The sequence below is a fragment of the Paraburkholderia sp. Ac-20336 genome (genome assembly GCF_017105025.1).
In the GTDB taxonomy this organism is placed as follows: Bacteria; Pseudomonadota; Gammaproteobacteria; order Burkholderiales; family Burkholderiaceae; genus Paraburkholderia.
Window position 1 is genome coordinate 31240 of record NZ_JAAGPS010000029.1, and the last position, 26593, is coordinate 57832.

Below are 26593 nucleotides of genomic sequence, written 5' to 3' on the forward strand. Positions count from 1 at the left end.
CCCGCGTAACGGCCTGTCACAAAAGCGTCGCAATCACCGTTGCCGAAACCTCACGCGACATCAGCGCGCAGGCCCGCGGCGAAGGTGTGACGCCAGCAACTAGCTCAACGTAGCGAGAATACTCGCCGCATCGCTGACTTCGAATTTGCCGGCAGCTTCGACGTTCAGCGTCTTGACCACGCCGTCGTCGACCACCATCGCGTAGCGCAGGGAACGGATTCCCATGCCACGCGCCGACAGATCCTGCTCCAGACCGAGCGCCCGCGTGAAAGCCGCACTGCCGTCCGCCATCATGCGCACCTTGCCCGAGGTGTGCTGATCGCGTCCCCACGCGCCCATCACGAACGCGTCGTTGACGGACACGCACCAGATCTCGTCGATGCCGGCAGCGCGCAACTGCTCGGCGTGCTCGACATAACCCGGTACATGTTTGGCCGAACAGGTCGGCGTGAACGCGCCGGGCAATCCGAAGATCACCACGCGCTTGCCCGCCGTCTGCCCGCGCACGTCGAAACTGTTCGGTCCGATCGTGCAGCCCGCCCGCTCGTCTTCGACAAACTCGAAGAGCGTCGCGTCGGGTAGCTTGTCACCTGCCTTGATCATGCTCAGTCCTTTGCATCGATGCGAAGCACGCTCGCACGTCGTCGTGTCGCAGTGAAATCCAGCGTCAGCCCAACTACACAACTACAGGCTGCGCCGCCCGGCGGCAGTCGCCCGGTCCGTTTCGCGAATCCGCAGAGGGCAGTCGCCCCTGCCGCGAATCAGACGATACGCGACCTCTTTGCCGTTCACCCGCCACGCTCGTGCATTCGTCCGCCAGCGCTGCACCGCAATACAACCCGCAGCGCGGCAACGAAAGCCTGCCCGCGCGCTCAGTCCGCCTGCTTGCGCAGGAACGCCGGAATGTCGTACGTGTCGACGCCCTTTTCCTGCAGCGCCTGCACGTGCGAGGCCGCGGTGTCGCGCGAGGTGCGCCACACTGCCGGCGTATCCAGCGCGCCGTAGTCGGCCGTGCTCGCGTGACCCGCCGCCGGTGCGTAGGCAGCATGCTGCATCGCGCCGACCGGCTGGTTGTCGGTGCCGGTGCGCAGCAGCGTCATCGGTGCCGATTGCTGCTTCTTCGCCGCGCGGCCGAGGCCCGTTGCGACGACCGTCACGCGCAGCGCGTCGCCCATCGCATCGTCGTACACCGCGCCGAAGATCACCGTGGCATCTTCCGCAGCATAGCTCTTGATCGTGTTCATCACTTCGCGCGTTTCCGACAGACGCAGCGAACGGCTCGACGTGATGTTGACCAGCACGCCGCGCGCGCCCGACAGATCGACGCCTTCCAGCAGCGGACTCGCGACGGCCTGTTCGGCCGCGAGGCGCGCGCGATCGACGCCGGCAACCGTCGCCGTGCCCATCATCGCCTTGCCCTGCTCGCCCATCACGGTCTTCACGTCTTCGAAGTCGACGTTCACGAGACCGTCGACGTTGATGATTTCCGCAATGCCCGCCACCGCGTTGTTCAGAACGTCGTCAGCGCACTGGAAGCACTTGTCCATCTCGGCGTCATCGCCCATCACCTCGAACAGCTTGTCGTTCAGCACGACGATCAGCGAGTCGACGTGATCCTCCAGTTGCTGCGAACCGGCTTCCGCGACGCGCATGCGCTTGCCGCCTTCGAATTCGAACGGCTTGCTGACCACACCGACGGTCAGAATGCCCATCTCCTTCGCGATCTGCGCCACGACCGGTGCCGCGCCCGTGCCGGTGCCGCCGCCCATGCCGGCGGTGATGAACACCATGTGCGCGCCGCGCAGTGCGTCGGCGATGCGCTCGCGGGCTTCTTCAGCGGCGGCGCGGCCCATTTCCGGCTTCGCGCCCGCGCCCAGACCCGTGTTGCCGAGCTGGATCACCGCGGTGGCACGCGAACGCGACAGTGCCTGCGCGTCCGTGTTCATCACGATGAAGTCGACGCCTTGCACGCCTTTGTTGATCATGTGCTGAACGGCATTGCCGCCAGCGCCACCGACTCCGACGACCTTGATGATGGTGCCGTTCGTTTCGGTTTCCAGCATCTGGAATTCCATGTTGCCTCCGTCAAGATAAAAAAGTACCGCCACTCGGCGTTATCCGGCAGGAGATCGGGCAACCCCCTGTCGCGCGCCAGCCGCCGGCACCAGCGCGAATTTCTCGAAACCTGTAATCAGAAGTTGCCGAGGAACCAGTCCTTCATGCGCGAGAACACCTGCCCCATCGACCCCGACTGCACCGCAACCTTGCGCCCGCGCATGCGCTGCGAGCGGCCTTCGACGAGCAGGCCCATCGCCGTCGAGTAGCGCGGATTGCGCACCACGTCGGCGAGACCGCCCGCGTATTCCGGCACGCCGATGCGCACCGGCTTCAGGAAAATGTCCTCGCCGAGCTCGACCATGCCGATCATCATCGACGCGCCGCCCGTCAGCACCACGCCGGAGCTCAGCAGTTCTTCGTAACCCGACTCGCGCACGACCTGCTGCACGAGCGAAAACAGTTCTTCGACCCGCGGCTCGACCACGGCCGCGAGCGCCTGGCGCGACAGCGTGCGCGGACCGCGCTCGCCGAGACCCGGCACTTCGATCATCTCGTCCGGATCGGCGAGCGCCTGCTTGGCGATGCCGTAGTCGACCTTGATGTCTTCGGCGTCCGGCGTCGGCGTGCGCAGCGCCATCGCGATGTCGCTCGTGATCTGGTCGCCGGCGATCGGAATCACGGCCGTGTGGCGAATCGCGCCTTCGCTGAAGATCGCGATGTCGGTCGTGCCGCCGCCGATGTCGACGAGCACCACGCCCAGTTCCTTTTCGTCTTCCGTCAGCACCGCGAGCGACGACGCGAGCGGCTGCAGGATCAGGTCGTTCACTTCGAGGCCGCAGCGGCGCACGCATTTGACGATGTTCTGCGCCGCGCTCACGGCGCCGGTGACGATGTGCACCTTCACTTCGAGGCGGATGCCGCTCATGCCGATCGGCTCGCGCACGTCTTCCTGACCGTCGATGATGAATTCCTGCGTGAGGATATGCAGCACCTGCTGGTCGGTCGGAATGTTGATCGCCTTGGCGGTTTCGATCACGCGCGCGACGTCGGCCTGCGTGACTTCCTTCTCCTTGATCGCGACCATGCCGCTCGAATTGAAGCTGCGAATATGGCTGCCGGCGATGCCGGTGAACACGTTCGTGATCTTGCAGTCGGCCATCAGCTCGGCTTCCTCGAGCGCGCGCTGGATCGACTGCACGGTGGCTTCGATGTTCACCACCACGCCTTTCTTGAGCCCCTTCGATTCGCTCTGGCCGAGACCGATCACCTCGTAGTGGCCCTCGCCCTTCAACTCGGCGACGATGGCCACGACCTTCGACGTCCCGATGTCGAGGGCGACCAGCAGATCCTTATAGTCTTTACTCATAGCGTGCTCATTGCGTGTGATGTCCGTTTACTTCTTGCCCTTGTCGGGTTCGCTGATGAAGCGCATGCCAGCGGCACGAATCGCGAAACCGTTCGGATAGCGCAAGTCCGCATACTCGATATCCTTTCCCCAACGTTGCGTGACCGCGTTCCATGCCGCGGTCAGACGCCTGCTGCGATCGGCGAGCGTGTCCTGATTGCGTTCGCGCCCCAGCTCCACCTGCGTGCCGTTCGAGAGCTTCACCGTCCACGCGTAGCGCGGCGACAGCGTTACTTCCTCGGGCGTCGCATTGAGCGGCGCGAACCACTTCTGGAAGTCGTGATAACGCGCGACGACTTCCTTTGCCGTACCGTCCGGGCCGTCGAACGCGGGCAGATCCTCGTCGAGCTCGCCCTGGTTCGCCGTGAACAGCTCGCCGTCGACGCTCACGAGCTGATCGCTGCCCCACGTCCCAAGCGGCTTGTACTCCTCCAGCGTGACAGCCAGTGCATTCGGCCAGACGCGCCGCACGCTCGCGTGGCGCACCCACGGCATCTGCTCGAAGGCCTGCCGCGCGACATCGAGATCGACGGTGAAGAAGTTGCCCTTCAACTTGCCGACCACGCCGGCGCGCACCGTCGGCGAATTGATATGCTCGGTGTCGCCGTCGATCTGGATTTCGCGCAACGCGAAATTCGGGCGCTGGATCAGCCAGTAACCGCCCGCCGCCAGCAGCAGGAGCACCAGCAACGCATGCAAGGCATTGCTGGCGAGATTGAGCTGGCGAACGTTGTTCCACATGGTGTTGCTTGCGATTGCCTTGATTAGTCGTTCAATGTCAGCGCCAATACGCCGACCACCAGGTCCTGATAACTGATGCCGACCGCGCGCGCCGCTTTCGGCGGCAGCGAGTGATCGGTCATGCCGGGCGCCGTGTTCACTTCGAGGAAATACGGCTGGCCTTCGCCGTCGAGCATGAAGTCGGCGCGACCCCAGTCGGTGCAGCCGAGCACGTCGAACGCGCGGCGCGCGAGCTGCTTCAGGCGCGTTTCCTCGTCGGCGGGCAGGCCGCACGGAATCAGGTACTGCGTGTCGTTGGCGATGTACTTCGCGTGGTAGTCGTAGAACTCGCCGGCCGGCACGATGCGGATCACCGGCAGGTCCAGATTGCCGGCGATGCACGCGGTGTATTCGCCGCCGCCCTCGATGCTCTTCTCGACCACCACGATACGGTCGTGCTTGACGGCTTCGAGCAGCGCGGCCGGCAGCGCGTCCGCGCTCTTCACCTTGATGACGGCGACGCTCGACCCTTCGCTGGCCGGCTTCACGAACAGCGGCAGACCGAGCTTCGCGACGATCTCTTTGGAGCGCGCTGCGTAGTCGTCGCCGCGCAGCACCGCTTCGAACGGCGGCGTCGGAATGCCGAGCTGCTGCCACACGAGCTTGGTGCGGAACTTGTCGAGACCGAGCGCCGAGCCGAGCACGCCGCTACCGGTGTACTTGATGCCGTAGAAATCGAGCGCGCCCTGAATCTGGCCGTTCTCGCCGTAACCGCCATGCAGCGCGTTGAACGCGCGCACGAAACCCTCTTCCCTCAACGCGGACAGCGGACGCTCGGCCGGGTCGAACGGATGCGCGTCGATGCCCGCGTCGCGCAGGCCTTGCAACACCAGCCGCCCGGAATTGAGCGACACCTCGCGCTCGGCGGAATTACCGCCGAGCAGCACGGCCACCTTGCCGAATTGTTTAGCGAGTTGATCGGATTTGATGCTGCTCATCTCACACCTTCTGTTCCTGAGCGAGGCGACCCGGCACACCGCCGATCGAACCCGCGCCCATCGTAATCACCACATCGCCGTCGCGCACCACGGTGGAGAGCGCGTCCGGCACTTCATCGACCGTATCGACGAACACCGGCTCGACCTTGCCCGCGACGCGCAGCGCGCGCGCGAGCGCGCGGCCATCCGCGGCGACGATCGGCGCTTCGCCGGCCGCGTAGACCTCGGTCAGCACGAGCGCGTCGACAGTCGACAGCACCCTCACGAAATCCTCGAAGCAGTCGCGCGTACGCGTGAAGCGGTGCGGCTGGAACGCGAGCACGAGACGCCGGCCCGGAAACGCGCCGCGCGCCGCCGCCACCGTGGCCGCCATTTCGACCGGGTGATGACCGTAGTCGTCCACCAGCGTGTAGGCGCCGGCGGCCTCGCCGTTGCTCATAACCGGCACTTCGCCGTAGCGCTGGAAGCGCCGGCCGACGCCGTTGAAATCCGCAAGCGCTCGCTGGATATCGGCATCTTTCACTTCAAGTTCAGTCGCGATCGCGATCGCGGCCAGCGCGTTCTGTACGTTGTGCTCGCCCGGCAGATTCAACGTGATGTCGAGCGGCGCCGCGTCTTCGCGCATCGCGGTGAAATGCATGCGGCCTTCGCGCGCCTCGACGTTGACCGCGCGCACCTGCGCGTCGGCCGCGAAGCCGTAGCGGATGATCGGCTTCGACACGAACGGCAGAATCTCCTTCACGTTCGGATCGTCGACGCACAGCACCGCGATGCCGTAGAACGGCAGACGGTGCGTGAATTCGATGAACGCCTGCTTCAGACGCGCGAAGTCGTGACCATAGGTATCCATATGATCGGCGTCGATGTTCGTAATGACTTCGATCACCGGGAACAGGTTCAGGAACGACGCGTCCGATTCGTCGGCCTCGGCAACGATGAAGTCGCCGGTGCCCAGGCGCGCATTCGCGCCCGCGCTGATCAGCCGCCCGCCGATCACGAAGGTCGGATCGAGCCCGCCCGCCGCGAGCACGCTCGCGACGAGCGAGGTGGTCGTGGTCTTGCCGTGCGTGCCGGCAATCGCGATGCCCTGCTTCAGGCGCATCAGTTCCGCGAGCATCACCGCGCGCGGCACGATCGGAATGCGCCGATGGCGCGCTTCGAGCACTTCGGGGTTATCGCTGCGTACCGCGGTCGACACGACCACCGCGTTCGCCCCCTCGATGTTCTCCGCCGCATGGCCGATCGAAATGCGCGCGCCGAGCGCGGCGAGACGTTCGGTGACCGCGTTTCCCGACAGGTCCGAGCCGCTCACCTGATAGCCGAGATTGACGAGCACCTCGGCGATGCCGCTCATGCCGACACCGCCGATGCCGACGAAATGAATATGTTTGACGATGTGTTTCATTGCTTTCCTTCAGGGCTCATGCCCGCCGTCGAACCCGCACCCGCCACCGTCGCGCAGATCTGCGCGACCTGTTCGGTGGCATCCGGTTTCGCGAGCGAGCGCGAACGCTCCGCCATCTCCGCGAGACTTTCGCGTGTCCGGCTGCGCAACCAGTCGGCGAGCTTTTGCGCCGACAGATCGCGTTGTTGCACGACCAGCGCCGCGCCGTTGTCGGCGAGAAACGCTGCGTTGGTGGTCTGGTGATCGTCCACCGCATACGGGAACGGCACGAAGAACGCCGCGACGCCGACCGCCGCAATCTCCGACACCGTCATCGCGCCCGAGCGACAGATCACCAGATCGGCCGCTTCGTAGGCGCTCGTCATGTCGTCGATGAACGGCACGAGCGAGACGTCGGCACCCGCCTGCAAGCCGGCTGCCGCGTAGTTCTCGCGCAGCGCGTCGATATGCCTGGCCCCCGCCTGATGCACGATGCGCGGGCGCTCGTTGGCGCCCAGCAGCGCAACCGCGCGCGGCACCACATCGTTCAACGCTGCCGCACCGAGACTGCCGCCCACCACCAGCACGTTCAGCGGACCGCTGCGTTGCGCGTAGCGAGCTTTGGGTGCATTCGCGCGCGCAAGTTCCTCACGGATCGGATTGCCGGTCCATTCGCCGTGCGGCAGCGCATTCGGGAACGCAACGAGCACGCGTTTCGCGAGCTTCGCGAGCACCTTGTTCGCGAGACCCGCAATCGAATTCTGTTCGTGCAGCACGAGCGGCCGGCCACTCAGCGCGGTCATGAGACCGGCCGGAAACGTGATGTAGCCACCCATGCCGAGCACGACATCGGGCTTCACGCGACGCAGCACGGAGAAGCTCTGCGTGCAGGCGCTCAGCAGGTTCACCGGCAGCATCAGCTTGGTCTTCAGACCCTTGCCTCGCACGCCGCCGAAACGCACGTACTCCATCGGAATGCCGTGCTTCGGCACGAGCGTCGCTTCCATGCCCGCCGGGTTGCCGAGCCACACGACTTTCCAGCCCCACGCCTGCATCCGGTGCGCGACCGCGAGCCCCGGGAACACGTGTCCCCCGGTGCCGCCGGCCATCACCATCAGCGTGCGTTGTGGCAGAGCCGTCATACTTTGCCCCCACGCATCAGCACCCGGTTCTCGTAATCCACCCGCATCAACACGGCGATAGCGACGCAGTTCAACAAAATGCCCGAACCGCCGTAACTGACGAGCGGCAACGTGAGCCCCTTGGTCGGCAGAAGCCCGAGGTTCACGCCCATGTTGATGAAGGTCTGCGCGCCGAACCAGAGGCCGATGCCCTTGGCGACGAGACCCGCGAACGTGCGGTCGAGCGCGAGCGCCTGACGGCCGATCTCGAACGAGCGGCGCACGATCCAGTAGAACATCAGGATCACGACCAGCACGCCGACGAAACCGAGTTCCTCGCCGATCACCGCGAGAATGAAGTCGGTATGCGCTTCCGGCAGATAGTTGAGCTTCTCGACGCTGCCGCCGAGGCCCACGCCGAACCACTCGCCGCGGCCGAACGCGATCAGCGAGTGCGTCAGCTGATAGGCCTTGCCCTGCGCGTAGCGGTCGTCCCACGGATCGAGGTAGGCGAAAATCCGCTCGCGACGCCACGGCGACGCCCACACGAGCAGACTGAAGGTGCCCACCGCGGTCGCGACGAGGCCGCCGAACAGCTTGCCGTTCACGCCGCCGAGGAACAGCACGCCCATCGCGATCGCCGCGATCACCATGAACGCGCCCATGTCCGGTTCGAGCAGCAGCAGCGCGCCGACAAGACCGACCGCGACCGCCATCGGCAGAAAGCCCTTGGCGAAGCTGTGCATGTACTCCTGCTTGCGCACCGTGTAGTTCGCCGCGTAGATCGTCACCGCGAGCTTCATGATTTCCGACGGCTGCATGTTCGTGATGCCGAGCGGAATCCAGCGGCGCGCGCCGTTCACGCCCTTGCCGATGTGCGGAATCAGCACGATCACGAGCGCAGCGAGCGAGATCAGGAAGAGCTTCGGCGCGTACTTGTCCCACGTCGAAATCGGAATGCGGAACGACACGACGCCGACCACGGCGCCCATCACGACGAAGATGACCTGGCGCACGAGGAACGCGTAGTCGTGATACGAGGCGTATTTCGGCGAGTCGGGCATTGCGATCGACGCCGAATACACCATCACGATGCCGAGCCCGAGCAATGCGACCACGACCCACAGCAGCGAGTGGTCGTAGTCGAGCATGCGCGAGCGCAGCGGACGCACGCCGTTGACCGCGCTCGCGAGACCGCTGCCGCCCGTGCGGCCAGCGGCGCGCGCCGGGCCGGCGCTACTGCCGGCTGCTTCGCGCGAGCCGAAACGTTCCGACCAGCTCATATCATCGTCCCCCGTTCGGCCGCGATGTCTTCCACCGTGCCGCGGAATACCTCGGCCCGATGTGCGTAACTCCTGAACATGTCCAGGCTCGCGCAGGCGGGCGAGAGCAGCACCGCGTCGCCAGGCTGAGCGAGCGCGGCGGCAGCGCGCGTCGCTTCTTCCAGCGTCGCGTGATCCGTCATTGCGACGCCGCTGTGCTCAAGCGCCGCGCGAATCTGCGGCGCGTCGCGGCCGATCAGCATCACCGCGCGACACCAGCGCATGACCGGCGCGGCGAGCGGTTCGAACGCCTGGCCCTTGCCGTCGCCGCCGGCGATCAGCACGATGCGCTGCGCGAGACCGTCGAGCGCGGCGACCGTCGCGCCGACGTTGGTGCCCTTGCTGTCGTCCACGTAGTCGATGCCGTCGATCGACGCGATCAGTTCCACCCGATGCGGCTCGCCGCGATATTCGCGCAAGCCATGCAGCAACGGCGCGCCGGGCAGGCCGATCGCGCGCGCGAGCGCATACGCGGCCAACGCGTTCGCGGCGTTGTGCAAGCCGCGGATGCGCAATGCGTCGGCGGGCATCAGGCGCTTCAGCGCGATGTCCGGCGTGGCGGCCGCTTCGTTCTTGCGGCGGCGCTTCGGTGTCGGTTCGTCGCTCGCGTCGCGATCGTGCGCCTCGACGAGCCACACCATGCCGTTATCGCGCAGCAGACCATAATCGCCGTCGTTCTGCGGTTCGGCCACGCCGAACGTGATCACTTCGGCTTCACCGCTCGCGGACGCGAGCGACATCACGCGCGCGTCGTCGCGATTCAGCACGCGCACGGTCTGTGTACCGAAGATGCGACCCTTCGCCGCCGCGTACGCATCGAGCCCGCCGTGCCAGTCGAGGTGATCCTGCGTGATGTTGAGCACGGCCGCCGCATCGGGCGCAAACGTATGCGAGGTTTCCAGCTGGAAGCTCGACAGTTCGAGCACCCACACGTCGGGCAGCGCGGTCTGGTCGATCGCTTCGGAGAGCTTGTCGAGCAGCGACGGGCTGATGTTGCCGGCCACCGCGACCTTCCTGCCCGCGCGTTCGCACAGCAGGCCGGTCAGGCTCGTCGTCGTGGTCTTGCCGTTCGTGCCGGTAATCGCGATCACCTTCGGCGCGTAGCCCGATTCGCCGAGCGTGCGCAAGGCCTGCGAGAACAGTTCGAGCTCGCCCCACACCGGAATGCCCTGCTCGCGCGCCGCCGCGATCAGCGGCAGCAGATCGGCGGCGAGCGGCGACAGCCCCGGGCTGATCGCGACCAGTTCGACGCCGTCGAGCAGCACCGGCGCAAACGGACCGCCGACGAAATCGGCATCGACGCCATGCGCTTCGAGCGCGGACAGGTTCGGCGGCACCTCGCGCGTATCGGCCACCCGCAGCCGACAACCGTGCCTGGCGCACCAGCGCGCCATCGCGAGACCGGATTCACCCAGTCCCAGCACGAGCACCCTCGGCTTTTGCCGATCCCGAAACTTCTCGCCGAACATCGCCTGCTTCCTTAAATACCGCTGCTTAACGCAATTTGAGAGTGGACAAACCGAACAGGCACAACATCAACGTGATGATCCAGAAACGCACGACCACCTGCGTTTCCTTCCAGCCCGACAATTCGAAATGGTGATGCAGCGGCGCCATCCTGAAGAGGCGCCGCCCTTCGCCGTAGCGACGCTTGGTGTATTTGAACCACGTGACCTGCAACATCACCGACAGCGTTTCCGCGACGAAAATGCCGCCCATGATGAACAGCACGATTTCCTGACGCACGATCACCGCGACCGTGCCGAGCGCGCCGCCGAGCGCGAGCGCGCCGACGTCGCCCATGAACATCTGCGCCGGGTGCGTGTTGAACCACAGGAACGCGAGGCCCGCGCCGCCCATCGCCGAGCAGAAGATCAGCAATTCGCCCGCGCCGGCGATGTGCGGGAACAGCAGGTACTTCGAATAGACCGAGCTGCCCATCACGTACGCGAACACGCCGAGCGACGCGCCCACCAGCACGACCGGCATGATGACGAGGCCGTCGAGGCCGTCGGTCAGATTCACGGCATTGCTCGCGCCGACGATCACGAGATACGTCAGCACGATGAAGCCCCACACGCCGAGCGGATAGCTGATCGACTTGAAGAACGGCAGCATCAGGTCGGCGCGCGCGGGCAAGCCCATCGACAGGCCGCTGCGCACCCACGCCATGAACAGGTCGAACACGCGCACGTTGCTCGCCTCGGACACGCTGAACGCGAGATAGACCGCCGCGAACAGACCGATCACCGACTGCCAGAAATACTTCTCGCGCGAAGACATGCCGCGCGGGTCCTTGTAGACGACCTTGCGGTAATCGTCGACCCAGCCGATCACGCCGAAGCCGAACGTGACGAGCATCACGATCCAGATGAAGCGGTTGGTCAGGTCGGCCCACAGCAGCGTGGCCACGGCGATGCCGAGCAGGATCAGCACGCCGCCCATCGTCGGCGTGCCGGATTTGACGAGGTGCGTTTGCGGACCGTCCTTGCGCACGGCCTGGCCGACCTTCATCGCGGTCAGCTTGCGAATTACCGCCGGGCCGCAGACGAGCCCGATCGACAGCGCGGTGATGGTCGCCATCACCGCGCGAAACGTCAGATAACTGAACACGCGCAAGAAGCTTGCGTCATTCTGCAGCCATTGCGCCAGCGCCAGTAGCATGCCGGGTTCCTTCTATTTCAATGTGCTGCGGGCGTCGTGCCCGCGGCGTTGGGTTGTGGACTCGTCACGGCGTCCACCACGCGCTCCATCTGCATGAAGCGCGAGCCTTTCACGAGAAGCGTTGCGGCCGCGCCGAAGCCGGCCTGCTGCAATTGCGCGACCAGCGCGCCGACATCGGCGAGGTGGTGCGCGCCCGCGCCGTATGCGGTGCAGGCGTCGCGCGAGGCGTCGCCCATTGCATACAGCGCGTCGATACCGCGCTCTTTCGCATACGCGCCGATTTCGCGATGAAACGCCGGGCCGTTGTCGCCGACTTCGCCCATGTCGCCCATCACGAGCACGCGCGGCGCGGCGCGCGACGCGAGCACGTCGATCGCGGCGCGCATCGAATCGGGATTCGCGTTGTAGGTGTCGTCGATCACGGTGGCGCCCGCGAGCGTGCCGAGCGCGGCCTGCTTCACTTGCAGACGCCCCTTCACCGCGCCGAACGATTCGAGACCGCGCCGGATCGCGTCGAGCGACACGCCCGCGGCGAGCGCCGCCGAAGTCGCCGCGAGCGCGTTGTGCGCGTTGTGATCGCCGAGCACCTGCAGCGTGACGTCGAGGTGGCCTTGCGGCGTGTCGATGCTCAGGCGCTGGCCGTCGAAGCGGCCCGTCACCGCGGCTTCGGTCGTGCGCTCCACGCTGTTCAGCGCGAAATCGACGATGCGGTTGCCGGTCGCGGCCACGCGCCAGATGCTCGCGTAGGCATCGTCGGCGGGGAACACGGCCGTGCCGTCGGGCGCCAGCGCGTGAATCACGCTCGCGTGTTCGAGCGCGACCGCTTCGACGGTCGCCATGAATTCCTGATGCTCGCGCTGCGCGTTGTTGACGACGGCAACCGTCGGCTCGGCGATCTTCGCGAGCAGTTCGGTTTCGCCCGGATGATTCATGCCGAGCTCGACCACCGCGAGCTGATGCGCGGCGTGCAGACGGAACAGCGTGAGCGGCAGACCGATGTCGTTGTTGAAATTGCCGGCGGTGGCAAGACGCGCATCCGCGCCGACCGCGGCCGCGAAAATCGACGCGATCATTTCCTTGACCGTGGTCTTGCCGTTGCTGCCCGTGACCGCGACGAGCGGCATGCCGAACTGGCGGCGCCAGCCGCGCGCGAGCGCGCCGAGCGCGGCGCGCGTCTCGGCGACGCGGATCGCGGGCACGCTCCAGTTCTCCGGCGTGCGCGTAACGAGCACGGCCGCGACGTTGCGCTCGGCGACTTGCGGCAGGAAGTCGTGCGCGTCGAAACGGTCGCCCTTGATCGCGACGAACAGGTCGCCGGGGCCGGCACTGCGGCTGTCGGTCGAGACGCGCTCGAAACGCACGCCGGCGTCGCCCGACACGGTGGCGCCCGGAATCAGCGCGGCGGCTTCGTGCAGCGAGAACATGCTCATTCGCCACCTCCGCGTGCGTGCGTCGCGCGCGCGGCAAGCGCGAGGCGGGCGTGGTCCTGATCGGAGAATGCGCGTTTCTTGCCCATGATTTCCTGGGTGGCTTCGTGTCCCTTGCCGGCCAGCACGACGACGTCGTCGCGCGCGGCGCCGCGGATCGCCTGCAGGATCGCGCTCGCGCGGTCTTCGATGCGGCGCGCCCGCGACGCGTCCCGCATGCCCGCGACGATCTGCTCGATGATCGACTGCGGATCTTCGCTGCGCGGGTTGTCGCTCGTAACGACAACGCTGTCGGCGAGCTTTTCGGCAATCGCGCCCATCAGCGGACGCTTGGTTGCATCGCGGTCGCCGCCGCAGCCGAACATGCAGACGAGTTCGCCGCCACGCGCGGCCGCGATCGGGCGCAGCGCGTCGAGCGTCTTTTCGAGCGCGTCGGGCGTATGCGCGTAATCGACCACGACGAGCGGCTCGTCGTTTTGCAGACGGCCGCCGAGGCGCTGCATGCGGCCGTTCACCGATTCGAGCTTCGCAAGTTCGGAGAGCGCCGCGTCGAACGGCACGTCCGCGGCGAGCAGCGTGCCGAGCACCGCAAGCAGATTGCTCACGTTAAACGCGCCGAGCGTTTGCACGTCGACTTCGGCGCTGCCCCAGTCCGAGGTAGTCAGATGAAACGCCGTGCCGGTGGTCGTGGCACGCACGTTCGAGGCGACGAGCCACGCGTCGGCTTGCGGCGCATCCTTCGCGTCGGCGCTGCCTTGCCCGACTTCGATGCCGTACGCGATGGTGCGCGCGTGGCCGCGCGTGCCCGCGAGCAAACGGCGGCCGGCGGCATCGTCGCGATTGATCACGGCTGCCTGCAGTTCGGGCCAGGCAAACAGGCGTGCCTTCGCCGCCTCGTAGGCGTCGAACGTACCGTGATAGTCGAGATGATCCTGCGTGAGATTCGTGAACACGGCGATGTCGAATGCGGTGCCGTTCACGCGCCCCTGATGCAGCGCATGCGACGACACTTCCATCGCGATCGCCTGCGCGCCCGCGTCGCGCAGTTGCGCGAGACTGCGTTGCAGTTGCGGCGCGTCGGGCGTCGTGAAGCCGGTGTGCACGAGCTGGCCGGGGAAACCGGTACCGAGCGTGCCGACGATCGCGCAGCGCGTGCCGAGCGCACTGAGCGCCGTGGCGATCCACTGGCTGCACGAAGTCTTGCCGTTCGTGCCCGTAATGCCGACCGCGAGCATCGCGTCGCTCGGCTCGCCGTACCAGGCGCTCGCGATCGAGCCGGCCAGTTCGTTCAGCGCCGGCACCGCGTGCGCGACCGACGCGTCGAGCGCGCCGGCGAAACCTTCGGGTTGCACGAGCACGGCCGTCGCGCCGCGCACGAGCGCGGCGTCGATGAACGGGCGGTTGTCCGCGCCGTCGACCGCGTAGGCGAAGAACGCGTCGCCGGCCGCGAGCGAGCGCGTGTCGGCATGCAATTGCGCGCCTGGCCGCACGTGCTCGTGCAGCCAGGCGAGGGCGTCGGCGATCTGCCGGTGCGCTGGATGTTGCTCGCGCAGCACGCTCATCGCTCGACTCCGGGACGATTTTTCGCGTTGGCGGAAATGGTCATCTTTTTCACGCCGGGACTCGTGGACAGCTTCTTCACCGTGGCTTGCGTCGCCGGCGCACCGGGCGCGGGCGGAGCCGAGTCGTCGGTCACGACCATCTGCTTGACGGGCATGTCGGGCGGCACGTTGAGCGCGCGCAGCGTGTCGCCGACGATGCCCGAGAACACCGGCCCCGACACCTGGCCGCCGAAGTGGCTGCCCGCGGTCGGTTCGTCGACCGACACGGCGACGACGATACGCGGATTCGGCATCGGCGCCATGCCGACGAACGACGCGCGGTATTTGGAGTGGTCGTAGCCGTGCGGACCGTGCTTGTACGCGGTACCGCTCTTGCCGCCGACGCGATAGCCGGGCACCGCCGCATCCGGCGACGTACCCTGCGCCGACACGACGGATTCGAGCATCGTGCGCACTTCGCGCGAGGTGGTCGGCGAGAAGATCTGCGGACCGGTGGCCGGCTGGTCACCCGGCGTGTGGAAAATCGTCACCGGCATGAGCTGGCCGTCGTGCGCGATCGCGGTGTATGCGCGGCCGAGCTGGAACAGCGACACCGACAGGCCGTAGCCGTACGACATGGTCGCCTGCTCGATGCGGCGCCAGCTTTTCCACGGACGCAGACGGCCCGCCGCCGCGCCGGGGAAGCCGACCTTCGGCGCCTGGCCGAGGCCGATGCTGGTGTACATGTTCCACATCTCTTCGGGCCGCAGCTGCATCGCGATCTTGGTCGCGCCGATGTTGCTCGACTTCTGGATCACGCCGCCGACCGTCAGCACGCCGAAGCCGGCGTCGTCGGTGATCGGCGCGCCATCGAGTACGAAGTGGCCGTTGCCCGTATCAACCAGTGTAGTCGGCGTCACGCGGTGCAGATCGAGCGCGAGCGAAATCGTGAACGGCTTCATGATCGAACCCGGCTCGAACGTGTCGGTCAGGATGCGGTTGCGCAACTGGTCGCCGGTCAGGTGCGAGCGGTCGTTCGGGTTGTAGGTCGGGTAATTGACGAGCGCAAGCACTTCGCCGGTGCGCACGTCGATCACCATCGCCGCGCCGGCCTTCGCCTTGAATTTCTCGACGGCCGCTTTCAGGTTCGTATACGCGATGTACTGGATCTTGCTGTCGATCGACAGGTCCACGTCCTGGCCGTTGTGCGGCACGACCTGCTCGTCCACGTCCTCGATCACGTGGCCCATGCGGTCCTTGATGACGCGGCGGCTGCCCGACATGCCGGCGAGCAGCTTCTGGTCGCCGAGTTCGACGCCTTCCTGGCCCTCGTCCTCGACGTTCGTGAAGCCGATCAGGTGGGCGGTGATCTCGCCTTCCGGATAGAAGCGCTTGTATTCCTCGCGCGAGTAGATGCCGGGGATGTCGAGCGCGGCGACTTTCGTGGCGACGTCGAGCGGCACCTGGCGCTTCACGTAGACGAAATTCTTGTCTTCCGACAGTTTCGTGCGCAGCTCCTTCGTCGTCATGCCGAGCAGACGCCCGAGCGAGTCGAGCTTGTCGGCGCCGAGATCGTCCGGCACCGCGTCGGGAATCGCCCAGATCGCGCGCACGGGCAGACTCGTGGCAAGCACGAGACCGTTGCGGTCGAGAATCTTGCCGCGCGTGGCCGGCAATTCGATGCGGCGTTGATAGCGGATTTCGCCCTGCTTCAGATAGAACGCGTTGCCCGGTCCCTGAATCCAGAACGCGCGCCCGGCGAGCGCGACGAACGCCATGAACAGCATGAACACGACGAGCTTCGAGCGCCACATCGGCAGGCGCACCGACAGGATCGGATTGGCGGAAAACGCAACGCTCTTGCGAGCCGACGATTTTTTCATCGCACGCCTCCGCGACGGGTTGCCGCCGGTGCCGAGGCCGGTGCCGAAGTGGGGATCGGCGCGTCGACGGCCTTCGCGGCGCCCGGGTCGAGCGTCAGGTACTGGGTGCGGCCCGTCGTGACCGACTGCATCTTCAGCGAGGCGGTGGCGATCTGCTCGATGCGCGAGGTTTTCGACAGCGCGCTCTGCTGATATTGAAGCTGCGAATAGTCCTGCTGCAGCTGGCGCTCCTGCGATTGGGCGCGCTGCAGCTGGATGAAAATCTGACGCTGCTGATTGGTCGCGTTGACGACCGACAAGGCACAGCCCATCACGATGATCAGCAGGAAAATGTTGAGACGGTTCATGGCGCGATCCGCTCCGCCACGCGCATCACGGCAGAACGGGCGCGCGGGTTGTCGGCGAGCTCGGCGTCGCCCGGGAATACGCGGCCGATGATCTTGAGCGGGGGGCTCGGCAGGTCGACCGCGCGGATCGGCAGGCGGCGGTCGACCGCCGGCGTGCTCGCGTGCGCCTGCATGAATCGCTTGACGATCCGATCCTCGAGCGAATGAAAGCTGATGACCACCAGCCGCCCCCCTTGCTCCAGCAACGACAGTGCTGCTTCTAGAACGACTTGCAACTCCGCAAGCTCTTGATTGACGTGAATCCGTATAGCCTGAAAGGTGCGGGTTGCCGGGTCCTTACCCTTCTCACGGGTTTTGACGACGTTAGCCACGATTTGGGCAAGCTCGCCCGTGCTGACGAGAGGCCCAAGACGGTCGGACTCTGCCCGGCGAGCAACAAGCGCCTTTGCAATCTGAAAAGCAAACCGTTCTTCCCCATAATCTCGTATCACCTCCGTCAATTCCTGCACCGTGGCCCGCGCGAGCCAGTCAGCCGCGGACTCGCCGCGCGTCGGGTCCATCCGCATGTCGAGCGGGCCGTCGGCGCGAAAGCTGAAGCCCCGCTCCGGATCGTCGATTTGCGGCGACGAAATGCCCAGATCCAGCAACACCCCCGACACCCGTCCTACGCCACGCTCCGCCATCGCGGAGCGCAGTGAAGCAAAACTCTCGTGCACGATGCCAAAGCGCGGATCGCCGATCTGCTGCGCCGTCGCAATGGCGAGCGGGTCCTTGTCGAACGCGATCAGCCGCCCCGCGTCGCCCAGGCGCTCCAGCACGAGGCGGCTATGCCCGCCGCGGCCGAACGTGCCGTCCACATACGTGCCGTCCGCGCGCGTCACCAGCGCGTCGACCGCTTCGTTCAGCAGCACCGTGCGATGCTGCAACTCGTTTCTCATCGCAGATGCCATATAAATAAGCTGCGATCAGAACGTGAAATCTTTCAACGCGTCGGGCATGCCCTCGGCGATCGCCGCCTGTTCCTTCGCGGCGTAAATCTGTGCGTCCCACAACTCGAAGTGACGGCCCATGCCGAGCAGGGTCACTTCCTTCTCCAGCGAGCCGGCCGTGCGCAACTCCGGCGACACGAGCACACGGCCTGCGCCGTCCATATCCACATCCATTGCATTGCCGAGAAAAATGCGCTTCCACCAGGCTGCGTTCATGGGCAGCTTGTCGACCTTGTCACGGAAGATTTCCCATTCGGGGCGCGGAAAGAGCAACAGGCAGCCGTCCGGGTGCTTGGTGATCGTCACCCGTCCCTCTGCCTGTGTTTGCAGCGCATCCCGATAACGAGAGGGAATCGACATCCGCCCCTTCGCATCGAGCGTCAGCGCCGACGCCCCTTGGAACACTTCGCTCTCCCCTCTTGCAGCGCTATTGCGCCGGCTTCCCGATTCGTAAAAATCTACCCGAAAGTGGTGTTGAGATCACACAAAAATACACTTTCTCACACTGTCTCCCACTTTAGAGGAACGCTAAACACGGGTCAAGGGAGCGGCCCGCTTTTCGAGCGAATTTTGTTTGCTAGAACAAGGACTTAGCGCGACTCCCTCACGTCAGATATAAAACGGAAAACCGTTATAAATGAATGAGCTAGTGAAACTTGTGAAGGTGATACGTGAAAAGTGCGGGGAAACAGCGCGGATTGAAAGAGATCGTTAAGACGGATCGGGAGGGATAAACAGGCCTTGCGGAGGGCTTACAGGAAGCGGCGGGCGCAACGCCGCCCCGGTTTCGGAAAACGGGTTTCAGCGGCGGTTCGGCTTGACAGTTTTATAGGTAATAGGCCGTGCGCGTCATGACCTTCGACATCGCGCGCATCAGCGCGCGCGCGGGAAACGGCAGTTCGACGCCGCCCGCATCCATCGCGGCCCGGCCGTGCTGCGCTTCGTCGATACGCATCTGCTCGACGATCGCGCGCGATTCGTGATCGGCTGCCGGCAGTTTCTCGAGATGGCTATCGAGATGCAACTCCACCTGACGCTCGGTTTCGGCCATGAAGCCGAGGCTTACGCGATCGCCCATGCGCCCGGCCGCGAGACCGACCGCCAACGCGCCCGCGTACCAAAGAGGATTCAGCAGACTCGGACGCGAGTCGAGCGCCTCGAGACGCTTCGCGGTCCACGCAAGATGGTCTTCTTCCTCGGCGGCGGCGTGCTCGAACATGGCGCGCAATACGGGCGAACGCGTGGTGAGTTTCTGCGCCTGATAAAGCGCCTGTGCGCAGACCTCGCCGACATGGTTCACGCGCATCAAACCGGCCGCGTGCGCGCGCTCCGCTGGCGAGAGTTCGGGCGCCTCGGCCATCGCCGCCGACTCGTGCGGAACCGGTAGCGGACGACCCATCCGCGACACGCCCGTCAGTGAGCGTAAACCCCGATCAAACTCGCCAATCAACTCGTCCAGCCACATAAAACGCTCCCCAATTCAAGCTGCGCCTCATCGCAGCGGAAGGTCCGCGCGACAAGGCTTTGCGACGCAAAACCGGCTGCGCGGAAAGCTCGAATCCGCATGAAATGGGCGACCCATTTCCGATTCTAGACCATGTTGCGTAAACGAAACAGGAGCCGTCCAGGCCCTCCGCTTTTTCTTTGTGGCATGTATGCCTTTTGTTACATTACGTGGCAACTTCTCGCGAAGTTGGACAAGCAAGGCCTTTGAGCCCTAGATAAATATTTCGCCTTGTACAAAAGATTCGTAATCCTTGGAGATCATTCGATGAAAAAGTCGCTTCTCGCTCTCGCAGCACTGGGCGCATTCGCAGGCGTCGCACATGCACAGAGCAGCGTGACCCTGTACGGTATCGTCGACGTTGGTATCAACATGAACACCAACTCGGGTGGCTACCACAAGTACGACATGTCCAGCGGCGTTCTGCAAGGCTCGCGTTTCGGCCTGCGCGGCACGGAAGACCTGGGCGGCGGTCTGAAGGCCCTGTTCGTGTTGGAAAACGGCTTTGACGTGACCAACGGCAAGCTCGGCCAAGGCGGCCTGATGTTCGGCCGTCAGGCATACGTCGGCCTGTCGAGCAACTTCGGCACGGTCACGCTGGGTCGTCAGTACGACTCCGTCGTCGACTACGTCGGTCCGTTCGAAGCGGGCGATCAGTGGGGCGGCTACATCGCTGCTCACCCGGGCGATATCGACAACTTCAACAACGCGTATCGCACCAACAACACGGTCAAGTTCACGAGCGCGAACTACGGCGGCCTGACGTTCGGCGGCACGTATAGCCTCGGCGGCCAAGCAGGCAACTTCTCCGGCAACCAGATCTGGTCGTTGGGCGCTGGCTACAACAACGGTCCGCTGCAATTGGGCGTCGGCTATTTGAACGCACGTACGCCGGCAGCTTCGGGCGGTATCTTCAACAACGGCGGCACGATCACGGCACCGAACGCGGCAGTGACCTCGCCGGTCTACGGCGCTTACACGTCGGCTAACACGTACCAGGTGATCGGTGCGGGTGGTGCATACACGTTCGGCGCGGCTACCATCGGCCTGACGTATTCGAACATCCGTTTCGCCAACCTCGGCACGACGTTCGCGCAACCGAGCGTCCGCGGTCAGTCGGCTACGTTCAACAACGGCGAAGTCAACTTCAAGTATCAGCTGACCCCGGCATTGCTGGTCGGCGCTGCATACGACTACACGCGTGGCGCGAGCATCGCAGGTGCGTCGACGGCTCAGTACCACCAAGGCGCTGTGGGCGTGGACTACTTCCTGTCCAAGCGTACGGACGTGTACGTGATCGGCGTGTACCAGCATGCTCTGGGCGATGTGCTGAACGCAGCCGGCAATGGCGTGGTCGCTGCAACGGCTGGCATCAACGGCCTGACCGGCTCGACGAGCGCCAACCAGTTCACGGCTCGCGTCGGTATCCGTCACAAGTTCTAATAAGTCGTAAAAACGCAGTTTGTCTCAAAGGCGCCTTCGGGCGCCTTTTTTTGTGCTCGCCGTTTGTGGCTAGCCGGGGGACTGGTGGATTCGCGGTGCCGGGTGTTTGCCGTGCGCGGTTCTCTCGGGCGGCAATCTCGACAAAGAAAAACCCGGCGGGCTTTCGTCCGCCGGGTTTTTCTTCCGGGTTTTCCTGTTTGCTATCTGACTCGCCGGTTAGCGTGCCGGCCTGGCACGCTCCGATGCGCTCACGCCCTTCCGTCGCGCAGCTCGCGGCGCAGAATCTTGCCGACGTTGCTCTTCGGCAGTTCCGTGCGGAATTCGACGACCTTTGGCCGTTTATAGCCGGTCAGTTGCGTCTTGCAGTACGCGAAGATGTCCTCGTCGGTCAGCGCCGGGTCCTTCTTCACGACGAACAGCTTCACCGCCTCGCCCGAATGCGGGTCCGGCACGCCGACCGCAGCGACTTCGAACACGCCCGGCAGCTTCGCCACGACGTCCTCGATCTCGTTCGGATACACGTTGAAGCCCGACACGAGAATCATGTCCTTCTTGCGGTCGACGATCTTCACGAAGCCATCCGCGTTCATCATGCCGACATCGCCCGATTTGAAGAAGCCGTCCGGGGTCATGACCTTCGCGGTTTCGTCCGGACGGTTCCAGTAGCCCGCCATCACCTGCGGTCCACGGATGCAGATTTCGCCGGCCTGGCCGAGCGGCACTTCGTTGCCGTCGTCATCGCGGATCGAGATTTCGGTGGACGGCAGCGGCAAACCGATCGTGCCGCTGTATTCGGTCACCGTGACCGGGTTGCAGGTCGCACACGGCGACGTTTCCGACAACCCGTACCCTTCGACGATCGGCGTGCGCGTTGCCTCGAACCAGCGCTTCGCGACCGCCTCCTGCACGGCCATGCCGCCGGCGTTCGCGGTGAGCAACTTCGAGAAGTCGAGCTTGTGGAAATCGGGGCTGTTCAATAACGCGTTGTAGAGCGTGTTGACGGCAGGGATCGTCGTGATCGCATAGCCTTCCAGCGATTTGATCGTGCCGGGAATATCGCGCGGATTCGGAATCAGCACGCCGAGACCGCCGGTGCGGATCGTCAGCAAGCCGCACACGGTCAGCGCAAACACGTGATAAAGCGGCAGCGCGACGACCGTGATGAACTGATCGATATCGGTACGATTCGCGCGCACCGGATTGAGCCACACTTCCGATTGCAGCACGTTCGCGATCAGATTCCGGTTCAGCAGCGTCGCGCCCTTGGCCACGCCGGTCGTGCCGCCCGTGTATTGCAGGAACGCCACGTCGTCCGGTCCCTGCTGGACGGGTTTGAAACCGAGACCCGCGCCCTGCGCGATCGCGGCGTTGAACTTGATGTAGCCCGGCAGGCTCCACGCCGGCACCATCTTCCTGACCTTGCGCACGACGAAGTTCACGAGCGGGCCCTTGATGCCCATCAGGTCGCCCATCGTCGCAACGACGATATGCTTGACCGCCGTATTGCGCACGATCGCCTGCAGCGTTGCCGCGAAATTCTCGAGCAGGATAATCGCTTCGGCGCCGCTGTCCTTCAACTGATGCTCGAGTTCGCGCGGCGTGTAGAGCGGGTTCACGTTCACGACGACGTAGCCCGCGCGCAAGATGCCGGCGATCGCCGCCGGATATTGCAGCACGTTCGGCATCATGATCGCGACTCGCGCGCCGCGCGCGAGTCCCTTCGACTGAAGCCATGCGGCGAGCTTGCGTGAGAGTTCGTCGAGTTCGCCGTACCTGATTTCCTTGCCCATGCAGACGAACGCCGGCTTGGCCCGGTGTTCGCGAAACGCATCCTCGAGCAGTTCGGCTACCGACGAATAAAGGGAAGGGTTGATTTCTGCGGGAACGCCGGGCGGATAAGATTTCAGCCAGATTTTCTCCATGCAGCGTCTCCTGAATTATTTTCGAATGGTCGTGCTAAAAATCGCATCGTAGCATGGACACATTATTGCTATCGACGAAAGCGATGAGGTTAGACTGCTGACTCGAACCCGTGGGAGCTCGGATGCCGAGTGGCCGTGCAGCCGGCCTTCCGAGGGCATTTCAGGCTCGCTCGACTTCGACGAGACAGTCATAAAACGTGGCGGAACCGCCGAGATCGGTGAGTGCCTGGCTCGTCAGCTGATTGGCGTTGCGACCGTCCGGCGCGAGCTTTTTCCACCAGATCGACAATCCGACCACGAGCCCTTCGCGCGCCCTGTCGGTCACGCGGGCGCGCGCCTGCATCGAACCGCGGTCGTTGAAAATACGCACCTGCTCGCCGTCGGCGATGTTTCGCGCGTGAGCGTCGGCTGGATGGATGTCGAGATGCGGCTCACCTTCCGTCGCACGCAAACTCTCGATATTCACGAAGGTGCTGTTCAGGAAGTTGCGCGAGGGCGGCGAAATCATCGCGAGCGGATAACGGGAGGCGAGTTCGGGCGCGCCGTCGGCAGATTCGTGGGGCGGCAGATAGTCGGGCAGCGGATCGAGCCCCTGCTGCGCGAGACGTTCACTATAGAACTCGCACTTGCCGGATGGCGTGTGGAAACCGCCGTCGGCAAAAGGTGCATCGGGCAGGTTGAGTTTGGCCCAGCCGTTCTGTTTCAGCGTCGCCCAGTCGATGCCTTCGAGCGTTTTGTCCTGCCAGCGGAACGCGGCCTGCGCGATCGCTTCATCGCTCTCGAATAGCGCGGTGTCGTCGAGTCCCATGCGGCGCGCGATGCCGCGAAAGATTTCGGTGTTCGGGCGGGCTTCGCCGATTGGGGCGATCGCAGGCAGGTTAGCCATCACGTGCGTGTGGCCGTACGACTTGTGCACGTCGAGGTGTTCGAGCTGCGTGGTGGCGGGCAGGAGCAGGTCGGCGTAGTCGGCGGTATCGGTCTGGAAATGCTCGAGCACGATAGTGAACAGATCCTCGCGCGCAAAACCGGCTGCAACACGCTCGGAGTCCGGCGCGACCGCCACGGGATTCGAGTTGTAGACGACAAGCGCCTCGATTTTCGGACCGAACGCGGCGTCGCCGGGATGCAGCAACGCGTCGCCAATCGCATTCATATTGACGACGCGGCTCGGCTTGGCCGGCCAGCCGGGCATCAGGTCCGGACGCTGCAGAGCATGCGAATCGACCGGCGCCCAGCCGCTCGATGACAGCAGCGCGCCACCCGAACGTTCGCGCCAAGCCCCCGTCAACGTCGGCAGACACGCGATGGCGCGTACCGCATTGCCACCGCCGCGCACGCGTTGCAGACCGTAATTCAGGCGAATCGCGGCCTTCTTCGTGCTGCCGTAAAGCCGCGCAAGTTCTACGATTGTCCGCTCTTCGATACCGCAAATCTCGCTAACTCGCGACGGCGGATAGCCAAGCGCGCGCTCCTTCAACCCGGCGAAACCCAGCGTATGCGCGGCGATGTACGCATGGTCGAGCCTGTCTTCTTCGATGAGCACATGCATCATGCCGAGCGCCAAAGCGGCATCGGTGCCGGGCTTCAATGCAATGTGCTGGTGGCATTTCTCGGCGGTGAGCGAGCGATACGGATCAATTGCGATCAGCCGCGCGCCGCGACGCTTGGCTTCCTGCGCGCGCGTCCAGAAATGCAAATTCGACGCGATCGGATTGGCGCCCCAGATCAGAACGACTTCGCTCTCGGCAAAAAACTCGATGTGCATGCCGATGCTCGCACCGTACGTGTATTTCAGCCCCGCGGCGCCGGCCGCGGCGCAAATCGTGCGGTCAAGCTGGGACGCGCCGAGCTTGTGAAAAAGCCGCAGCGAAATGCTCTCGCTCTGCACGAGCCCCATCGTGCCGGCGTAGCTGTACGGCAGAATCGCTTCCGGTGCGCGGCGCGCGATCTCCGCCAGACGAGTCGCGGCCAGTTCCAGAGCGGCGTCCCAACTGATCGGCTCAAAGCGCCCTTCGCCCTTGCGACCGATGCGTTTCATCGGCGTGGTTAGCCGGTTCGGATGGTACACACGCTCAGCATAGCGGCTAACCTTGGTACACAACACGCCTTGTGTCGGCGGATGCTCCGGGTCGCCCGCGACCTTGATCGCCCGCCCATTCTCGACGGTCACACGCATCGCACAGGTGTCTGGGCAATCGTGCGGACACACGGCACGTGCGAATTCGGTCGGGGCATTCATCGAAATGTTTCCAGGCAGACGGTGAGCACGAGCAATGTGGAATTTTATTACGCCATCAGGCCGCCGACCTGGGTGGTGCCGCCAAAAATACCTTCGGCGTAGAATCGATTATCTCCGTGCCCGGGCCAAGCGGCCTCGAGCGATCCCACGCAAGCCCAGCACACCATCACGCCATCATGAAACTGATCCCCGAAATCCAGGCCGCTCGCGGCGAAATCCAGACTCTCCGACGAACCATCCACGCCCACCCGGAACTGCGCTACGAGGAGGCAATGACGGCCGATCTCGTCGCCCGGACGCTCGAGTCATGGGGCATCGAAACTCATCGTGGATTGGGTAAAACAGGTGTGGTCGGCGTATTGAAACGTGGCAACGGCACGCGCGCGATTGGCTTGCGTGCCGACATGGATGCGCTACCGATTCAGGAACTCAACAGCTTCGAGCACCGCTCGAAAAACGACGGCAAGATGCACGCGTGCGGTCATGATGGACATACCGCGATGCTGCTCGGTGCAGCGCAATATCTGGCGAGGCACGGTGATTTCGACGGCACGATCGTGTTCATTTTCCAACCGGCCGAAGAAGGCGGCGCTGGTGCGCGAGCAATGATCGACGATGGCCTGTTCGTGAAATTCCCAGTGGATGCGGTGTTCGGCATCCACAACTGGCCGGGCATACCGGCGGGTCACTTCGGGGTGACGGAAGGTCCGATCATGGCGTCGAGCAACGAATTCCGCATCGAAATCAAGGGCGTGGGCGCGCATGCCGCGCTGCCGCACAATGGGCACGATCCGGTTTTTACGGCGGTGCAGATCGCGAATGGACTGCAAAGTATCATCACGCGCAACAAGAAGCCGCTAGATACGGCGGTGCTGTCGATTACCCAGATTCATGCCGGCGATGCGGTCAACGTTGTCCCGAACGATGCGTGGATCGCGGGAACGGTGCGGACTTTCACAACGGAGACGCTCGATCTGATCGAAACGCGCATGCGCAAGATCGCGGAGAGTACCGCTGAAGCATACGATTGCTCAGTCCAGGTCCGCTTCCATCGAAACTACCCGCCGACGGTCAACAGTGGCGAGGAAGCGCGTTTTGCGGCGACGGTGATGAAGGAGATTGTCGGTACGAAAAATGTCGACGATGCCGTCGAGCCGACAATGGGCGCTGAGGATTTTTCCTTCATGTTGCTGGCGAAACCGGGTTGCTACGCCTTTCTGGGCAACGGAGAAGGCGGGCATCGGGAAGCTGGACACGGCGCGGGCCCTTGCATGCTGCATAACGCAAGCTATGACTTCAACGATGAATTACTGCCGGTCGGGTCGACTTATTGGGTTCGGCTGGCGCAGAAGTTTCTCGCGCAGAGGAAGTGAGGCGTAGTGGGTGAGTGTTGCCGTGCCTTGCTGTAGATCAGCGAATAGAGTGGCCCGGTTTTTGACAGTTCTGCCCGACGCTCCCGTGCGGCCAGCGAATCCATGCTGGCATTAGAGAGGAATCGGGCCGTAAACGGCCGGACCCCGGCACTCAGAGTGAGAAGCCGGGGTCCGTGTTACAGCATGAGGAGCCTGACGATTACCTACTTTCACACGGGCAATCCGCACTATCATCGGCGTGGAGTCGTTTCAC

The 26593-nt window shown here is 64.4% G+C and carries 21 protein-coding genes; 2 read left to right on the top strand and 19 right to left on the bottom strand.

Annotation, left to right across the window (positions count from 1 at the left end; genetic code table 11):
* Nucleotides 1–99: 99 nt before the first annotated feature.
* From GXB81_RS11900 to coq7, 17 genes are all read right to left on the bottom strand, one after another.
* Complete coding sequence (locus tag GXB81_RS11900) at nt 100–603, bottom strand: peroxiredoxin (protein WP_167048699.1); 504 nt, start codon at nt 601–603, stop codon at nt 100–102.
* Nucleotides 604–872: 269 nt separating this feature from the next.
* On the bottom strand, nt 873–2075 hold the full coding sequence (gene ftsZ, locus GXB81_RS11905; protein WP_167048697.1) for a cell division protein FtsZ: 1203 nt from the start codon (nt 2073–2075) through the stop codon (nt 873–875).
* Between the two features lie 116 nt (nt 2076–2191).
* Nucleotides 2192–3424: a cell division protein FtsA gene (gene ftsA, locus GXB81_RS11910; RefSeq protein ID WP_167048695.1), complete on the bottom strand. Its 1233-nt coding sequence runs from the start codon at nt 3422–3424 to the stop codon at nt 2192–2194.
* Between the two features lie 27 nt (nt 3425–3451).
* A complete protein-coding gene (locus tag GXB81_RS11915) occupies nt 3452–4204 on the bottom strand; it encodes a cell division protein FtsQ/DivIB (protein ID WP_167048693.1) in 753 nt (250 codons plus the stop codon).
* 23 nt (nt 4205–4227) lie between these two features.
* Nucleotides 4228–5181: a D-alanine--D-alanine ligase gene (locus tag GXB81_RS11920; RefSeq protein WP_205989210.1), complete on the bottom strand. Its 954-nt coding sequence runs from the start codon at nt 5179–5181 to the stop codon at nt 4228–4230.
* A 1-nt stretch (nt 5182) separates the two neighbouring features.
* Nucleotides 5183–6586 carry a UDP-N-acetylmuramate--L-alanine ligase gene (gene murC, locus GXB81_RS11925; RefSeq protein ID WP_205989211.1) on the bottom strand — a complete coding sequence of 468 codons (1404 nt, stop codon included), beginning with the start codon at nt 6584–6586 and terminating at the stop codon, nt 5183–5185.
* Nucleotides 6583–7707, bottom strand: coding sequence for an undecaprenyldiphospho-muramoylpentapeptide beta-N-acetylglucosaminyltransferase (gene murG / locus GXB81_RS11930; protein ID WP_205989212.1), 1125 nt, complete (start codon nt 7705–7707; stop codon nt 6583–6585). The genes murC and murG overlap by 4 nt, the downstream gene beginning before the upstream one ends.
* Nucleotides 7704–8969, bottom strand: coding sequence for a putative lipid II flippase FtsW (gene ftsW / locus GXB81_RS11935; RefSeq protein ID WP_167048685.1), 1266 nt, complete (start codon nt 8967–8969; stop codon nt 7704–7706). The genes murG and ftsW overlap by 4 nt, the downstream gene beginning before the upstream one ends.
* Nucleotides 8966–10477, bottom strand: coding sequence for a UDP-N-acetylmuramoyl-L-alanine--D-glutamate ligase (gene murD / locus GXB81_RS11940; protein ID WP_205989213.1), 1512 nt, complete (start codon nt 10475–10477; stop codon nt 8966–8968). Before murD ends, ftsW begins: the two co-directional genes overlap by 4 nt.
* 25 nt (nt 10478–10502) lie before the next feature.
* Complete coding sequence (mraY, locus tag GXB81_RS11945) at nt 10503–11672, bottom strand: phospho-N-acetylmuramoyl-pentapeptide-transferase (protein WP_167048681.1); 1170 nt, start codon at nt 11670–11672, stop codon at nt 10503–10505.
* A gap of 17 nt (nt 11673–11689) precedes the next feature.
* The gene (murF, locus tag GXB81_RS11950) at nt 11690–13102 is read right to left on the bottom strand and encodes a UDP-N-acetylmuramoyl-tripeptide--D-alanyl-D-alanine ligase (RefSeq protein ID WP_205989214.1); all 1413 of its coding nucleotides are present in this window, start codon (nt 13100–13102) and stop codon (nt 11690–11692) included.
* On the bottom strand, nt 13099–14661 hold the full coding sequence (locus GXB81_RS11955; protein WP_205989215.1) for a UDP-N-acetylmuramoyl-L-alanyl-D-glutamate--2,6-diaminopimelate ligase: 1563 nt from the start codon (nt 14659–14661) through the stop codon (nt 13099–13101). The genes murF and GXB81_RS11955 overlap by 4 nt, the downstream gene beginning before the upstream one ends.
* Nucleotides 14658–16523: a penicillin-binding protein 2 gene (locus GXB81_RS11960; protein WP_167048675.1), complete on the bottom strand. Its 1866-nt coding sequence runs from the start codon at nt 16521–16523 to the stop codon at nt 14658–14660. The genes GXB81_RS11955 and GXB81_RS11960 overlap by 4 nt, the downstream gene beginning before the upstream one ends.
* Nucleotides 16520–16870, bottom strand: a complete 351-nt coding sequence (gene ftsL, locus GXB81_RS11965) for a cell division protein FtsL (protein WP_167048673.1) — start codon at nt 16868–16870, stop codon at nt 16520–16522. Before ftsL ends, GXB81_RS11960 begins: the two co-directional genes overlap by 4 nt.
* A complete protein-coding gene (gene rsmH / locus GXB81_RS11970; protein ID WP_167048671.1) occupies nt 16867–17820 on the bottom strand; it encodes a 16S rRNA (cytosine(1402)-N(4))-methyltransferase RsmH in 954 nt (317 codons plus the stop codon). The genes ftsL and rsmH overlap by 4 nt, the downstream gene beginning before the upstream one ends.
* 15 nt (nt 17821–17835) lie before the next feature.
* Nucleotides 17836–18264: a division/cell wall cluster transcriptional repressor MraZ gene (gene mraZ, locus GXB81_RS11975; protein WP_167048669.1), complete on the bottom strand. Its 429-nt coding sequence runs from the start codon at nt 18262–18264 to the stop codon at nt 17836–17838.
* 421 nt (nt 18265–18685) lie between these two features.
* Nucleotides 18686–19324 carry a 2-polyprenyl-3-methyl-6-methoxy-1,4-benzoquinone monooxygenase gene (coq7, locus tag GXB81_RS11980; RefSeq protein WP_205989216.1) on the bottom strand — a complete coding sequence of 213 codons (639 nt, stop codon included), beginning with the start codon at nt 19322–19324 and terminating at the stop codon, nt 18686–18688.
* Between the two features lie 306 nt (nt 19325–19630).
* Between coq7 and GXB81_RS11985 the strand changes: the two genes are divergently transcribed.
* Entirely contained in the window at nt 19631–20806 is a 1176-nt protein-coding gene (locus GXB81_RS11985; protein ID WP_167048665.1) for a porin, read from the top strand.
* Nucleotides 20807–21054: 248 nt separating this feature from the next.
* Here GXB81_RS11985 and GXB81_RS11990 read toward each other — a convergent pair whose 3' ends face one another.
* Both GXB81_RS11990 and GXB81_RS11995 read right to left on the bottom strand, forming a co-directional pair.
* Nucleotides 21055–22728, bottom strand: coding sequence for a long-chain fatty acid--CoA ligase (locus tag GXB81_RS11990; protein WP_205989217.1), 1674 nt, complete (start codon nt 22726–22728; stop codon nt 21055–21057).
* Nucleotides 22729–22888: 160 nt separating this feature from the next.
* Nucleotides 22889–24967 (bottom strand): molybdopterin oxidoreductase family protein, encoded by a 2079-nt coding sequence (locus GXB81_RS11995; RefSeq protein ID WP_205989218.1) that lies wholly within the window; start codon nt 24965–24967, stop codon nt 22889–22891.
* 176 nt (nt 24968–25143) lie between these two features.
* Between GXB81_RS11995 and GXB81_RS12000 the strand changes: the two genes are divergently transcribed.
* Nucleotides 25144–26340 (top strand): M20 aminoacylase family protein, encoded by a 1197-nt coding sequence (locus tag GXB81_RS12000; RefSeq protein ID WP_205989219.1) that lies wholly within the window; start codon nt 25144–25146, stop codon nt 26338–26340.
* Nucleotides 26341–26593 lie beyond the last annotated feature (253 nt).